This window comes from Erythrobacter sp. NE805, from assembly GCF_046452355.1.
GTDB lineage: Bacteria > Pseudomonadota > Alphaproteobacteria > Sphingomonadales > Sphingomonadaceae > Erythrobacter.
This window is the reverse complement of the sequence record NZ_JBKFDI010000002.1, coordinates 435,831-450,086: the sequence shown is the minus strand read 5'-3', so window position 1 is coordinate 450,086 and position 14,256 is coordinate 435,831. Positions and strand designations below refer to the sequence as shown.

Below are 14,256 nucleotides of genomic sequence, written 5' to 3'. Positions count from 1 at the left end.
GTCATTGCGAGGAGCCGAAAGGCGACGAAGCAATCCATGGCCGAACGGTTCCGCCGTGGATTGCCGCGGCGACTGCGTCGCCTCGCAATGACGAGAGAAATACCGGAACACTCATGCCCAACACCCAACTCGTCTGGCTGCGCCGGGACCTGCGCCTGGCCGACAATCCCGCTCTCCATCATGCCGCGCAGCAAGGCCCCGTCGTCGCGGTCTATGTCCTCGACGACGAGAGCCCGAGGCACCACGCCTATGGCGGCGCCTCGCGCTGGTGGCTGCATCACTCGCTTGCCAGCCTTGCGGAGAGCTTCGCCGCCAAGGGCAGCAGGCTGATCCTCCGCCGCGGCGAGTCGGTCGCGGTGCTGACGAAGCTCGCCGAGGAAGTCGGCGCGACCACCGTGCATTGCAACCGTCACTACGAGCCGTGGTGGCGCAAGGTGCAGGGCAAGCTTGCGGACCGGCTCGACCTGCAATGCCACGATGGCAATTACCTGATGCCCCCGGGCTCGATCACCACCGGCACGGGCGGACAGTACAAGATCTACACGCCCTTCTCCCGCGCTCTCCGCGCCGAACTGCCGCCGCGGGACGAGCTGCCCGTCCCCGAGACGCTGGAGGCCCCGGCAAGCTGGCCCGCCTCCGACGATCTCGCCTCCTGGAACCTCCTCCCCACCAAGCCCGACTGGGCGGGCGGCCTCAGGGACTTCTGGGAGGTCGGCGAGGCGGCGGCGCACAGGCGGATGCGCTGGTGGGCCGATCACGTCGACGACTATGCCGACAAGCGCAACAACCCCAGCGAGGACAAGGTCTCGCGCCTCTCGCCCTACCTGCATTTCGGCGAGATCTCGCCGATCCAGGTGTGGCACGCGCACCATGCGCTCAAGCAGCGAAGCGGCAGCGCAGACAACGCCCGCACCTCGAAGGGATGGGAGACCTACGAAGGCGAGCTGATCTGGCGCGACTTCGCCACCAACACGATCTGCCAGTTCCCCGACTACGCCACCGCCAACCATCGCAAGGAGTTCGACCGCTTCCCGTGGCGCGATCCCGCGACCGACGAGCACGCCGCGCGTGACCTCGAAGCCTGGAAGCGGGGCCGCACCGGATATCCGATCGTCGATGCCGGGATGCGCCAGCTGTGGCAGACCGGCTGGATGCACAACCGGGTTCGGATGATCGCGGCGAGCTTCCTCATCAAGCACCTCCTCATCGACTGGCGCGTGGGCGAGCAGTGGTTCTGGGACACGCTGGTCGATGCCGACTACGCCTCCAACGCGACCAACTGGCAGTGGGTCGCGGGGACGGGCGGGGATTCGAACATGTTCAGCCGGATCATGGCGCCGCTCGGCCAGTCGGAGAAGTTCGACGCCGCGCGCTATATCCGCGAATACGTGCCCGAGCTGAAGCACGTGAAGGAGCCCGCGATCCACGATCCCGAGGAGCACGGCGCCCGGCCCTCGGGCTATCCGCGCAAGATCGTCCCCCACAAGGCCGCGCGCGAGCGGGCGCTGGCGGCATTGAAGTCGATCAAGGTCGCCGAATAGCGGAAGACTTGCCGCCGGGGTTCTTCCGCGCCTATGCCTCTCCCGACAAGAACAGGGGGAGAGGGACATGAGGATCACGCGTGCGGCATCGGGCGTGGTGCTGGCGGCTTTGCTGGCGAGCGCGGGCGCAGGGGCCGAGGAGCCGCAGGCGGCGCCCGCTCCCGAGGTGCGGCTCACCCAGCCGCGGCCACGCGATCCGTCCGAGCTCCAGGTGCTGTTCTGGACCGATGCCCAGCGCAGCCAGCGCTTCCGCGCGTGGGAGACGTGGTTCGCCGGCCACGAGGTCTCCGCCGCCGCCACCCCGCGCGCGCTGCCGAAGGGCGCGCCGCTCTCCCCCGAATTGCAGACCGAACTTGGCAAGCTGATGGCCGAAACCAACACCGCCGGGCTCATGGTGCTGCACAAGGGCAAGGTCCGCTACGAGGCCTATGGGCTGGGCCTCAAGCCCGAGGATCGCTGGACGAGCTTCTCGGTCGCCAAGAGCTTCACCTCGACCCTGCTCGGCGCGGCGGTGAAGGACGGCTTCATCGCCAGCCTCGATGACCCGGTGGTGAAGTATATCCCCAAGCTCGCAGGCTCGGCCTACGAGGGGGTGAGCGTCAGGCAGCTCGCCACGATGACGAGCGGGGTCAGCTGGAACGAGGACTATACCGACCCCAAGTCGGACGTCGCGCAGATGAACCGCTTCCTCCTCGAATATGGCCCCGAGGCGATCGTCGAGCAGATGAAGCGCCTGCCCCGCGAGGCCGAGCCGGGAACGAAGTGGGTCTACAAGACCGGCGAGACCAACCTCATCGGGGTGCTGGTCGAGAACGCGGTCGGCAAGCCGCTCGCGGTCTATGCCAAGGCGAAGATCGTCGACCCGGCGGGGTTCGCGGGCGGGCTGTTCTGGATGGTCGACCCGCGCGGCGGGAATATCGGCGGGTGCTGCCTCTCGCTGCGGCTCGCCGACTATGCGCGCATGGGACAATTCGCGCTCGAGGGCGGGAAGGGCGTGGTGCCCGAGGGCTGGTTCGCCGAAGCGGGCAAGGCGCAGGTCGCGCTCCCGGACGAGCCGGGGTTCGGCTACGGCTACCAGTGGTGGGCCTATCCGGGCGGCGCCTACGGGGCGCAGGGAATCTTCGGGCAGGGGATCACGCTGGTGCCGGCCAAGGGGCTGGTGTTCGCCTTTGTCGGCAATTGGCGGCAGGCGAGCGGCGGGCCGGAGCGGGAGCGGATGCTCGAAGCGGCGGCGAAGGTCGCGGCGAGCCTCGAATAGGGCGGGCCTTGCGCGACTTTGCGCGAGGTTAGACCCGTCTAGGCCCCCTCTACACCCCCTCCAGACCCCTCCTTTTGCGCGATGTTTCACGTGAAACATCGTCCGGGGAGCGGCGCGCGGGTCAGATCACCTGGCGGAAGGTCCCGACCGCGCTGTAGCGTTGCAGGATGTTGTCGTGGACGATCGGGCTCAACAGCTCCGAGAAGGCGCAGCCGACGATGCAGTTGTCCCACCACACCACCTCGGCCTGGAGGCTCTCGAGCCCAGGCAGGGTCAGCCAGCACATCTGCCCTTCGTGCATCCGGTTGATCGAGGCCGCCGAGAAGCCCGAGATCGAGAGGTCGTGGACGACGCTCTGGAAGGCGCGGCCGCCCGAGGCGCGCAGGGTGGCCGGAATAGTCAGCCGCGTGCGCGGGGCGCAGCGGTCTTCCTGCGAGGCAAGGCGGTAGGGATCGGAACTGATCGGCATCGCTATTGACCTTGTTTCGAAGCCAGCGGTCTCTCGGGGCGAAGTGGTCCACCCGGGACTGTGACCGGAGAGCCCTAAGGGAAAGTGACCAGGCTTGCTTAACTGCGCGGTAAGAAGACGCCGCGGGGCGCGAGTGCGATCAGCCGATGCGCTCGCGGTGGAGGCCCTCGAAACCCCCGGCGAGGAGGGCGACGAGGCGCTCGGCGACGACCTCGGGGCCCTTGAGGCTCGCCGGGTCCTCGCCCGGATAGGCGCGGGCGCGCATCTCGGTGCGGGTCGCGCCCGGATCGACGATCGCGACGCGCAAGGGGGCGAGCTTCTCGACCTCGGCGGCATAGGTCGCGAGGAGGTTCTCGAAAGCCGCCTTGGTCGCCCCGTAGGCCCCCCAGTAGGGCCGCGGCGCGGCGGCAACCGAGCTGGTGAGGCCGACGATCTTCCCCGCCTCGGCGCGGCGCAGCAGCGGGTCGAAGCCGGCGATGAGCGCCTGAGTCGCCACGACATTGGTGAGCAGCGCCTGGTTGAACTGCTTGGGCTCGACCTGCGAGGCCGGGGTCAGCTCGGGGAGGTAGGCGGCGGCGAGCACCATGATGTCGAGCGCCTGCCAGCGCCCCGCGATGGCATTGGCGAGGCGGGTGATCGCGTCGGGCTCGGTGAGGTCCACCGGGGCGATGGTCGAGGTGCCGCCGCCCGCGTGGATCGCGTCCTCGACCTCCTCCAGTGCCTTCACCTTGCGCGCGACGAGAATGACGTGCGCCCCCGCGGCGGCGAGCGCCTTCGCGGTGGCGGCGCCGATCCCGCGGCTGGCACCGGTGACGAGCGCAATCTGTCCGGCGAGCGGCTTGGCTTGGGTGTCGGTCATGGGGTCTCAGGCGGCTTTCGGATCGGCGAAGGGAAGCTGCGCCGCCTTCTGTTCGGCGAGCGCGAGGTCGGTCAGCGCGGTCGGGTAGTCGCCGGTAAAGCAGGCGTCGCAGAACTGCGGGCAGCCGGCGTTGCGCTTCTCGTGGCCGACGGCGCGGTAGAGGCCGTCGATCGAGATGAAGGCGAGACTGTCGGCCTGGATGAATTCGCGCATCGGCTCGAGGTCCATGCGCGCGGCGAGGAGCTTCGAGCGCTCGGGCGTGTCGACGCCGTAGAAGCAGGAATGCGCGGTCGGCGGGCTGGCGACGCGGAAATGGACTTCGGCGGCGCCCGCCTCGCGCATCATCTCGACGATCTTGAGGCTGGTGGTGCCGCGCACGATGGAGTCGTCGATCAGCACGATGCGCTTGCCTTCGACCAGCGCGCGGTTGGCGTTGTGCTTGCGCTTGACCGAGGAGTGCCGCGCCCCGTCGCCCGGCTGGATGAAGGTGCGCCCGACATAGTGCGAGCGGATGATCCCGAGCTCGAAGGGCAGGCCCGATTGCTGCGCAAAGCCCAGCGCGGCGGGCACCCCGCTATCGGGCACCGGCACCACGAGATCGGCCTCGCAGGGCGCCTCGATGGCGAGTTGCATTCCGATCGCCTTCCTCGCCTCGTAGACGGAGCGGCCGGCGAAGACCGAGTCCGGCCGGCTGAAATAGACGTGCTCGAAGATGCAGGGCCGCGCCGGGGGGCTGCCGAAGGGGCGCACCGAGCGGACTTCGCCCGCGAAGTCGACCAGCACGAGCTCGCCCGGCTCGATCTCGCGGATCACCTCGGCGCCGACCACGTCGAAGGCGACGGTCTCGGAGGCGAACAGGATCGCGTCACCCATCCGGCCCATCACCAGCGGGCGGATACCTAGCGGGTCGCGGCAGGCGATCATGCCCTCGGGCGTCATGACGATGAGGGCATAGGCCCCCTCGACCAGCCGCAGCGCGTCGACAAGGCGATCGGCGATGGTCGGGTAGCGCGAGGTCGCGACGAGGTGGATGATGACCTCGGTGTCGGAGGTCGACTGGAAGATCGAGCCCTTGTTGACGAGGTCGGCGCGCAGCGCACCCGCATTGGAGATGTTGCCATTGTGCGCGACCGCGAAGCCGCCGCTCGCAAGGTCGGCATAGAGCGGCTGGACGTTCCTCAGCCCCGCGCCCCCGGTCGTCGAATAGCGCACGTGGCCCGCCGCCATCGAGCCGGGCAGCGCGGCGATCGCCTCGGAAGAGGAGAAGTTCTCGGCGACGTGCCCGAGGCCGCGGCGGGCGAAGAACTCGGTGCCGTCGTAGCTGACGATCCCCGCCGCCTCCTGCCCGCGGTGCTGGAGCGCGTGGAGCCCCAGCGCGGTGGTCGCGGCGGCATCGTTCGCGCGGATCGCGCCGAAGATCCCGCACTCCTCGCGCAGCTTGTCGCCATCGGAGTCGAGGAAGGGATGGGTCACGTTGAGGAGTGTCATCGGCATCACCAGACTGTCCGCGCGCGAAGGCTTCCGAAAAGCGCACCGCCCCAATGGCGATGTGACAGGGCAATTACAAGGGAAAGGCGAAGCCCCGTGCCCGGCTTTTTGCTGACCGCAGTGCGACAGGCGAGGTCCTCAAGTAGCGAAGCGGTAGGACAACAAGGACTCCATTGCCGGGGCCGCCAGCCCGCACTACAGGCAGCGTTCAGCAATCACCGGGCACCCCTCGACACCCATGCTCTCCCCCTTCGAATGGATGATCGCCAAGCGTTACCTCTGGCCGGGCAAGGCCGAGGCCTTCATCGCGCTCGTCGCCGCGATCTCGGTGGGGGTGGTGATGCTCTCGGTCGCGATGCTGGTGATCGTGATGAGCGTCATGAACGGCTTTCGCGGCGAGCTGCTCGACAAGATCACCGGGGTGAACGGCCATGCGGTGGTGCAGGCCTATGGCGGGCGGCTCGAGAACTGGCAGAGCGTGCTCGCCAATGTCGAGCGCACGCCGGGGGTGGTCGAGGCCTCGCCGATGATCGAGCAGCCGCTGCTCATCAGCTACGGCGGGCGGGTCGAGGCGATCTTCCTGCGCGGCCAGAGCGACCGCGATATCGCGCGGATGGGCGACAAGGTGCTGCTCGGCGACATGAAGAGCCTCTACGCGCCGCCCGGCGAGGACGGACTCGGGCGGGTCGCGATCGGCAGCCAGCTCGCGCAGAACCTCGGCGTGCGGGTCGGCGACGTCGTCACCATCATCAACCCCTCGGGCCGCCCGACACCCTTCGGCACCTCGATCCGCCAGGTCGGCTACGAGGTCGGCGCGATCTACGAGGTGGGCATCTATACCTTCGACGAGAAGTTCGTGATGATGCCGCTGAAGGAGGCGCAGTCGCTGCTCCTGATGGGGGACGAGGTCGCGCAGATCGAGATCACCGTCACCGATCCCGACCGGGTCGGCGAAATCCTCGCCCCGGTGTCGCGCCGGCTCACCGGCAAGGCGGTGATCGCCGATTGGAAGACGATGAACTCGGCGCTGTTCGAGGCGCTTCAGGTCGAGCGCGCGGCGATGTTCTTCGCGCTGTCCTTCATGGTGGTGGTCGCGGCCTTCAACATCCTTTCGAGCCTCGTCATGCTGGTGCGCGCCAAGACCCGCGATATCGCGATCATGCGCACGATGGGCGCGACGCGCCGCTCGCTGCTCAAGATCTTCGTGACGACCGGGACCACGGTGGGCGCGATCGGGACGGCGGCGGGCCTGCTGCTCGGCGCGGTCGTGCTGTTCTTCCGCGAGCCGATCGTCGATTTCATCGCCTTCGCCACCGGCCAGCAGATCTGGGACCCCGAGGTGCGCTTCCTCACCACGCTGCCCTCGCGCACCGATCCCTGGGAGATCCTCGGCATCGTCGCGCTGGCGCTGACGATGAGCTTCCTCGCGACGCTCTACCCCGCGCTCAAGGCGGCGAACACCGACCCGGTGCAGGTGCTGCGCTATGAGTAGCGGCGCCCCCATCGTCAGCCTGCGCGGCCTGAGGCGCGCCTTCGAGCAGGGCGGACAGCGCATCGACGTGCTGCGCGGGGTCGATCTCGACATCATGCCGGGCGAGATCGTCGCGCTGCTCGGCCCCTCGGGCTCGGGCAAGTCGACGCTGCTCCAAGCGGTTGGCCTGCTCGAGGGCGGCTTCGAGGGCTCGATCGCGATCGGCGGCACCCGCGCCGAAGACCTCGCCGGGGACGCGCGCACGGCGCTGCGCCGCGAGCACCTCGGCTTCGTCTACCAGTTCCACCACCTCCTCCCCGATTTCGACGCGCGCGAGAACGTGGTGATGCCGCAGATGATCCGCGCCGTCCCGCGCGCCGATGCGGAGGCGCGGGCCGACAGCCTGCTGACCAGCCTCGGCCTCGGCGCAAGGCTCACCCACCGCCCGAGCCAGCTCTCGGGCGGCGAGCAGCAGCGCGTCGCGGTCGCCCGCGCGCTCGCCAACCGGCCGACGCTGGTGCTCGCCGACGAGCCCACCGGCAATCTCGACGAGCACACCTCCGACGCCGTGCTTGCCCAGTTCCTCGCGCTGGTGCGGGGCGAGGGGAGTGCGGCGCTGGTCGCGACCCACAACGAACGGCTCGCCGCGCGAATGGACCGCGTCGTCCGCCTGCGCGAGGGCGTGCTCATCTAGGTTGTCCGCCGCGCCCGCCGGTTCTCGCAGTCGGCGCGCGAAGGAGAACCCCCCTCATGACCGACCATCCCAGCATCTTCGGCGGCACCACCACCCCCTCGGACGAGCAGGCCTGGGACGACCGCGCCGCGATCGTCCCGGCGGGGCAGGGTGCGCTTCTCCCGGACGGCGCCACGCCGCTCGCCAGCGGCACCTTCGCCGCGATGATCCGCCGCCTCGCGCAGCTCCCCGAGGCCGAGCGGGAGGGCTACGCGATCGCGAAGGCCGGGGACCGCACCTACAGCGCCGCCGAAGCGATGGCGCTTGCCAGCGCGCCCGGTTTTCCCGCAGAAGGCTCGGGCTAGATCATCCAGCAGGGGGCCCCATGACGACCATCGCCGACTTCACCGTCACCACCAACCGGGGCGAGCCGCTCGACCTCAAGGACAAGCTCGGGACGGTGTTGCTGGTGGTCAACACCGCGTCGAAGTGCGGCTTCACCCCGCAATACGACGGGCTCGAGAAGCTCTACCAGACCTACAAGGACCGCGGCTTCGAGGTGCTGGGCTTCCCCTGCAACCAGTTCGGCGCGCAGGAACCCGGCAGCGCGGACGAGATCGCCGAGTTCTGCAAGGTCAATTTCGGCGTGACCTTCCCGCTGATGGCCAAGATCGACGTCAACGGCGCGGATGCCTCGCCGCTCTACGACTGGCTGAAGTCGGAGAAGAAGGGTCTGATGGGCACCACGGCGATCAAGTGGAACTTCACCAAGTTCCTGATCGACCGCCAGGGCCGGGTGGTGAAGCGCTATGCCCCCACCGACAAGCCCGAGGCGATCGCCAAGGACATCCAGAAGCTGCTCTGATGGGTGAGCCCGAATCGCTCGCCGAAGTCGAGCCGCTCGAGGAGCACATCCGCCGTCACAGCTATGACCGGCTGATCATGCTCTCCGACGGTGTCTACGCCATCGCCACGACCCTTGCGGCCATCGAGGTCAAACTGCCGCATGGCGAGACGCTGAGCGCGATGCTGCGAGCGGGGCAGGGCCAGCTCGGGGCCTATGCGCTGAGTTTCCTGCTGACGGCGGTGTACTGGCTGCAGCATCGCGACCTGTTTGCGCGGTTGCAGCGGGCCGATCAGGCGATCACCCTGCTGACGCTCGCCCAGCTTTGCCTGGTGGCGCTGATCCCGGCGGCGATCCACGCCGTCTATTCAGGGGGAATCTCGGGGGGCGCGTTCCAGGTCTATCTGGTGCTGGTGGCCGTCATCGGGTTGGTCAATTTCGGCATGTGGGCCTATGCCGAAGCGCGCGGCACGCTGTTCCATCCGGCGGTGCCTCGGCTCTATCGGTGGCAGCGCCTTGTCACCACGGGTTCGGCGCCTGTGCTTCTGCTCCCTGCCCTCTTGCTGCCGCTTGATGAGGCGGGCTACGTCATCCTCCCCGGCGCGCTTGCCTTGCTGGCGTTGCGCAGCGGGCTGTTGCCGCGGATTGTCGATCGCCATCCACAGCATATGGCGTGAGCGTGGTTCCCTAGGCGCAGGCCTCACCCCATATTCCCGCCCATGCCCTTCGCCCCGTTCGTTCCCTTGCGCGTGCTGTCGTCCTATTCGATGCTCGAAGGGGCGATCGATCCGAAGGACATCGCCAAGCTGGCGAAGGAGCGCAAGTTCCCGGCGATCGCGATCTGCGATCGCAACGGGCTCTACGGCATCATGGCCTTCGCAGGGGCGTGCAAGGACGCGGGCGTGCAGCCGATCATCGGCACGCTGCTCGGGGTCGCTCGGGGGGAGGATCGCAGCGTCGTCGACTACCTGCCGCTCTATGCGCAGGACGATGCGGGCTACGACAACCTCTGCCACCTCGTCTCCGCCGCGCACCTCGAGCGCCCGCTGGAGCGCGATCCGCACGTCACTCTCGCCGACCTCGAGGGGCGCACCGACGGGCTGATCGCGCTGACCGGGGCGGGCGAGGGCGGGCTGACGCGCCTGCTCGCCGAGGGCCAGCACGAGGCCGCCGCGAAGCTCGCCGACCGCTTGGAGGCGCTGTTCCCCGGAAGGCTCTATGTCGAGATCGCCCGCGCCGGCGATCCGGTCTGCGAGCGCGCCGAGGAAGCGCTGATCGACCTCGCCTATGCCAAGGGCCTGCCGCTGGTCGCGACCAACCCCGCGAACTTCGCCGAACCGCACATGCACAAGGCGCATGACGCCATGCTGTGCATCGCCGCCTCGACCCAGATCGAGGCCGAGGAGCGCGTGCGCTCGAACCCGCAGGCCTTCGTCAAGACGGCGGGGCTGATGGAGGAGGCCTTCGCCGACCTTCCCGAGGGGATCGCCAACACCCTCGTCATCGCCCAGCGCTGCGCCTTCGCGCCGCCCTACAGGAAGCCGATCCTCCCCAGCCTCGCAGGCGACCTTGCGGGCGAGGCGCGGATGCTGGCGGAGGATTCGAGGCTGGGCCTCGAGGCGCGGCTCGCCGCCTATCCCGACCTCACCGAGGAAGAGCGCAAGGTCTATTTCGACCGCCTCGAATTCGAGATCGACGTGATCGTGAAGATGGGCTTCCCCGGCTACTTCCTGATCGTCGCCGACTTCATCAAGTGGGCGAAGGAGCAGGGCATTCCGGTGGGGCCGGGGCGCGGTTCGGGGGCGGGTTCGGCGGTCGCCTGGGCGCTGACCATCACCGACCTGGACCCGATCCGCCTCGGCCTGCTGTTCGAGCGCTTCCTCAACCCCGAGCGCGTCTCGATGCCCGACTTCGACATCGACTTCTGCGAAACGCGGCGGGGCGAGGTGATCCGCTACGTCCAGCGCAAGTATGGCGGCGACCATGTCGCGCAGATCATCACCTTCGGCAAGCTGAAGGCCCGCGCGGTGCTGCGCGACTGCGGGCGCATCCTTCAGATGAGCTACGGGCAGGTCGATCGCCTCTGCAAGATGGTGCCCAACCACCCGACCGACCCCTGGACCCTGCCGCGTGCGCTCAACGGCGCGGCCGACTTCAGGCGCGAATACGACAACGACAACGAGGTGAAGCGCCTCGTCGACCTCGCGATGCAACTGGAGGGCCTGCCGCGCAACTCCTCGACCCACGCGGCGGGGGTGGTGATCGGCGACCGGCCGCTCGCCAAGCTGGTGCCGCTCTACCGCGATCCGCGCTCGGATATGCCGGTGACGCAGTTCGACATGAAATATGTCGAGAGCTCGGGGCTGGTGAAGTTCGACTTCCTCGGGCTCAAGACGCTTTCGGTGCTGAGGAAGGCCGTCGACCTGCTCGAGAAGCGCGGCATCGCCATCGACCTCGGCGCGCTGCCATTGGACGACGCCGAGGTCTATCGCCTCATGCAGGCGGGCAACACCGTGGGGGTGTTCCAGCTCGAATCCGAGGGGATGCGCCGCACGCTCAAGGCGGTGAAGCCGACCAATTTCGGCGACATCATCGCGCTCGTCTCGCTCTATCGCCCCGGCCCGATGGACAACATCCCGCTGTTCGGCCAGCGCAAGGCGGGGCAGGTGCCGATCGAATACCCGCACCCCAAGCTCGAGGGGATCCTTGCCGAGACCTACGGGATTTTCGTCTACCAGGAACAGGTGATGCAGGCCGCGCAGGTGCTCGCGGGCTATTCGCTCGGGGACGCGGACCTGCTGCGCCGCGCGATGGGCAAGAAGGTGCAGGCCGAGATGGACGCCCAGCGCGGCCGCTTCGTCGAGGGCTGCAAGGCGGTTTCGGACATCGAGCCCAAGCGCGCCAACGAGCTGTTCGACCTGATCGACAAGTTCGCGGGCTACGGCTTCAACAAGTCGCACGCCGCCGCCTATGCCCTCCTCGCCTACCAGACCGCGTGGATGAAGGCGCATTACCCGGAGGAATTCTACGCCGCCTCGATGTGCTTCGACATGCACCAGTCGGAGAAATTGAACGTCTTCGTCGACGATGCGCGGCGCTATCCGAACGGCCACGGCGGGGTCGAGGTGCTGCCGCCCGACATCAACGCCTCCGAGGCCGAGTTCACGGTCGAGCAGACCGACCACGGCTACGCGGTGCGCTATGCGCTCGCAGGGATTCGCAACGTCGGCGAGAAGGCGATGGAGGCGATCGTCGCCGAGCGACAGGCGAACGGGGCTTTCGCAAGCCTCAAGGACCTGTTCGAGCGGCTGCCGCAGGGCACGATGAACCGCCGCCAGTTGGAAGGCCTGATCTGCGCCGGGGCCTTCGACGGCCTCGAGCCCGACCGCGCGCTGCTCTTCGCCAATGCCGAGCATCTCATGGCAGTCGCCGACGCCGCGATCCGCGAGCGCAGCAGCGGGCAGGCCGGCCTGTTCGGCGGCGATGCGGGCCCCGCGGAGGACCTTCGCCTCCAGCCCTGCGCGCCGTGGTCGCGGCCCGAGAAGATGGCCAAGGAGCGCGAGAATTTCGGCTTCTACTTCTCCGCGCACCCCGTGGCGCAATATCGCGAGGCGGCCTCGGCGAACGGCGCGCGCACCTACCAGAGCCTGATGGAGGCGGGCGCGCCGCCGGGCGGACGCGGGACGGCGGTGATGGCGGCGCTGGTCGAGGGGATCACCAAGGCGCGCACCCGCAAGGGCGGCACGTTCGTGCGCGCCGATTTCTCCGATGCCTCGGGCCAGTTCGCCGCCGCCTGCTTCGAGGAGGCGCTGGTGCCCGATTTCGAGCGCTGGGCCGCCGCGGGCGAGTGCCTGCTGCTGACCGTCGAGCTCGATGCGCCCAATCCCGACGAGCCCCCGCGCCTCACCGTGCGCGGCGCGCGTCCCCTCGCGGCGGTGAGCGGGACCACCGCGATGGAGCTGAGCTGCGCGGTCGCGAGCGTGGCGGCGCTGCGTGAGCTCCAGATCGAGCTCGAGGCGGCGCGGGCCGAGCGCAATTCCGGGGCGGGCGAAGTCGTCGTCACTCTCGCGCTGGCCGATGGCGGCGAGGTGCGCCTGCGGCTCGGGCGCGATTTCGTGCTGACCGGCGAACTCGCCGAGCGGCTCGGCGCGGTCGAGGCCATCGCCCGCGTGAACCTCGCGCCCCTCAAGCGGCGCGGCAACCTGCGGCTCGTCGCCTGATACGAAAAGGGGCCGGATCGCTCCGGCCCCTTCCGATTGCCTGGCCTACATCCCCGAGCCGGGGCCGTAGGTGATCTCGACCCGGCGGTTCTGCGCCTCGCGCACCCCGTCGGCGGTCGGCACGCGCGGCTGACTCTCGCCGAAGGCCTGGCTCGTGATCGACTGGCCCGGCACCCCGCGCGAGGCGAGGTAGCTCTGCACCGCGCTGTTGCGGCGCTCGGCGAGGCCCGCGTTGTATTGCGTGCTCCCCGCACGGTCGGTGTGCCCGGCGAGCATCACCCGCGCATTGCCGCAATTGGCATAGGCGGTCGCGGCATTGTTGAGGATGCTCGCGGCCTCGGGGGTGATGTCCGACCGGTCGAAGTCGAAGAACACGATGTAGGGCCCGGTGTTGCAGACCGCTTGCGGGGGCGGCGGAGGTGCCTGGACGGGCGGCGGGGGCGGCGGCGGGGTGTAGGTCTGGACCGGGGCCGGAGCTGGGGCGGGCGCGGGTTCGGGCTCGGAGCGGCCGCCGAAGTTGAAGATCAGGCTCGCCAGCACCGAATGCGCCGAATAGTCCGCGCTCACGTCCGCGCCGTTGGTCGCCTGGAGTCGGAAGTCGTCGACGTTGAAGTAGCGGTACTTCACCCCGAGATCGAGGTTCCGGGTCACGGGCAAGCGCACCCCGCCGATCAGCTGCCAGGCGAAGTCGGACTTGCTGTCGTCGATCAGCGTGCCGACCCCTGTCACCTCGACCGGGAGCTTGAGCTTGGCATAGCCCGCCCCGCCGCCGCCGTAGATCTGGAAGCCGTCGTCCGGCCCGATCTCGAACAGGGCATTGACCATGCCGCTCCAGATCTCGAGATCGCGCTCGTTCTCGACCACGGTGCCGCTCGGCACGGTGGTGCCGGTCGGCAGGAGCGCGTTGTTGAAGACGGCGAGGCCGCGATACTTGTTGTTCTTGTAGCCGCCCTCGGCCTCGAGCCGGAACGGGCCGAAGTCGTAGCCGAGGATGATGTCCCCATCGACGCCCACCTTGGTGCGGCCCGTGGCGGTGCGGGTGAAGGCGTCGTCGCCGGTGCTCTCGGCGGGCCGGGCGGCGATCTTCACCTGGTCCTTGAGGCTGACGCCGCCCTCGATGCCGATATAGGGCCCGTCGGCCTGCGCCGGCGCGGCGATGGCGATGGCGGCAGCCCCGGCCATCAGGATGGTGGTGTTTCTCATTGTCCTTGTCCCTCGCAAATGGATGGTCCGCCGGCTCTCGGAGAGGAGCCCCTGACCGGGTCTCGCGACCTGGCTGTTCAACCGGCGGTGGAAGGAAAGCCCCGCGCGATAAGAAATGTTTCATCGCGCATCGACGGGTCGTGCCGATGATTGGGCGAAGCGATTGCCAAGGCCTGCAGGCGAAGGCATGAAGCTTTCCGAGCCGCCCCGGCCGAGGGCGGCCGGGGACC

The 14,256-nt window shown here is 68.8% G+C and carries 12 protein-coding genes; 8 read left to right on the top strand and 4 right to left on the bottom strand.

The genetic code is table 11. The features are described from left to right. The first annotated feature begins 113 nt into the window (after positions 1–113). Positions 114–1,541, top strand: a complete 1,428-nt coding sequence (locus ACLBKU_RS10115; RefSeq protein ID WP_410179426.1) for a cryptochrome/photolyase family protein — start codon at positions 114–116, stop codon at positions 1,539–1,541. Between the two features lie 67 nt (positions 1,542–1,608). Continuing rightward, a complete protein-coding gene (locus ACLBKU_RS10110) occupies positions 1,609–2,799 on the top strand; it encodes a serine hydrolase domain-containing protein (RefSeq protein ID WP_410179425.1) in 1,191 nt (396 codons plus the stop codon). A gap of 121 nt (positions 2,800–2,920) precedes the next feature. Here the strand turns inward: ACLBKU_RS10110 and ACLBKU_RS10105 are convergent, their stop codons facing one another. From ACLBKU_RS10105 to purF, 3 genes are all read right to left on the bottom strand, one after another. Beyond that, positions 2,921–3,268, bottom strand: a complete 348-nt coding sequence (locus ACLBKU_RS10105; RefSeq protein WP_410179424.1) for a PilZ domain-containing protein — start codon at positions 3,266–3,268, stop codon at positions 2,921–2,923. 139 nt (positions 3,269–3,407) lie between these two features. Continuing rightward, a complete protein-coding gene (locus tag ACLBKU_RS10100) occupies positions 3,408–4,127 on the bottom strand; it encodes an SDR family NAD(P)-dependent oxidoreductase (RefSeq protein WP_410179423.1) in 720 nt (239 codons plus the stop codon). 6 nt (positions 4,128–4,133) lie between these two features. Next, a complete protein-coding gene (purF, locus tag ACLBKU_RS10095; protein WP_410179422.1) occupies positions 4,134–5,621 on the bottom strand; it encodes an amidophosphoribosyltransferase in 1,488 nt (495 codons plus the stop codon). A gap of 232 nt (positions 5,622–5,853) precedes the next feature. On the opposite strand from purF, the gene ACLBKU_RS10090 reads away from it, so the two are divergent. Genes ACLBKU_RS10090 through dnaE form a run of 6 tightly spaced genes read left to right on the top strand, consistent with a single transcriptional unit; the run spans position 5,854 to position 12,823 of the window. After that, positions 5,854–7,107 (top strand): lipoprotein-releasing ABC transporter permease subunit, encoded by a 1,254-nt coding sequence (locus tag ACLBKU_RS10090; RefSeq protein WP_410179421.1) that lies wholly within the window; start codon positions 5,854–5,856, stop codon positions 7,105–7,107. Then, the gene (locus tag ACLBKU_RS10085) at positions 7,100–7,780 is read left to right on the top strand and encodes an ABC transporter ATP-binding protein (RefSeq protein ID WP_410179420.1); all 681 of its coding nucleotides are present in this window, start codon (positions 7,100–7,102) and stop codon (positions 7,778–7,780) included. Before ACLBKU_RS10090 ends, ACLBKU_RS10085 begins: the two co-directional genes overlap by 8 nt. Before the next feature lie 56 nt (positions 7,781–7,836). Then, the gene (locus ACLBKU_RS10080; RefSeq protein ID WP_410179419.1) at positions 7,837–8,124 is read left to right on the top strand and encodes a hypothetical protein; all 288 of its coding nucleotides are present in this window, start codon (positions 7,837–7,839) and stop codon (positions 8,122–8,124) included. Positions 8,125–8,144: 20 nt separating this feature from the next. Continuing rightward, complete coding sequence (locus ACLBKU_RS10075) at positions 8,145–8,624, top strand: glutathione peroxidase (RefSeq protein ID WP_410179418.1); 480 nt, start codon at positions 8,145–8,147, stop codon at positions 8,622–8,624. Continuing rightward, complete coding sequence (locus ACLBKU_RS10070; protein ID WP_410179417.1) at positions 8,624–9,280, top strand: TMEM175 family protein; 657 nt, start codon at positions 8,624–8,626, stop codon at positions 9,278–9,280. Before ACLBKU_RS10075 ends, ACLBKU_RS10070 begins: the two co-directional genes overlap by 1 nt. A gap of 42 nt (positions 9,281–9,322) precedes the next feature. After that, positions 9,323–12,823 (top strand): DNA polymerase III subunit alpha, encoded by a 3,501-nt coding sequence (gene dnaE / locus ACLBKU_RS10065; RefSeq protein ID WP_410179416.1) that lies wholly within the window; start codon positions 9,323–9,325, stop codon positions 12,821–12,823. Positions 12,824–12,868: 45 nt separating this feature from the next. Here dnaE and ACLBKU_RS10060 read toward each other — a convergent pair whose 3' ends face one another. After that, positions 12,869–14,026, bottom strand: a complete 1,158-nt coding sequence (locus ACLBKU_RS10060; RefSeq protein WP_410179415.1) for an OmpA family protein — start codon at positions 14,024–14,026, stop codon at positions 12,869–12,871. Positions 14,027–14,256: the final 230 nt, after the last annotated feature.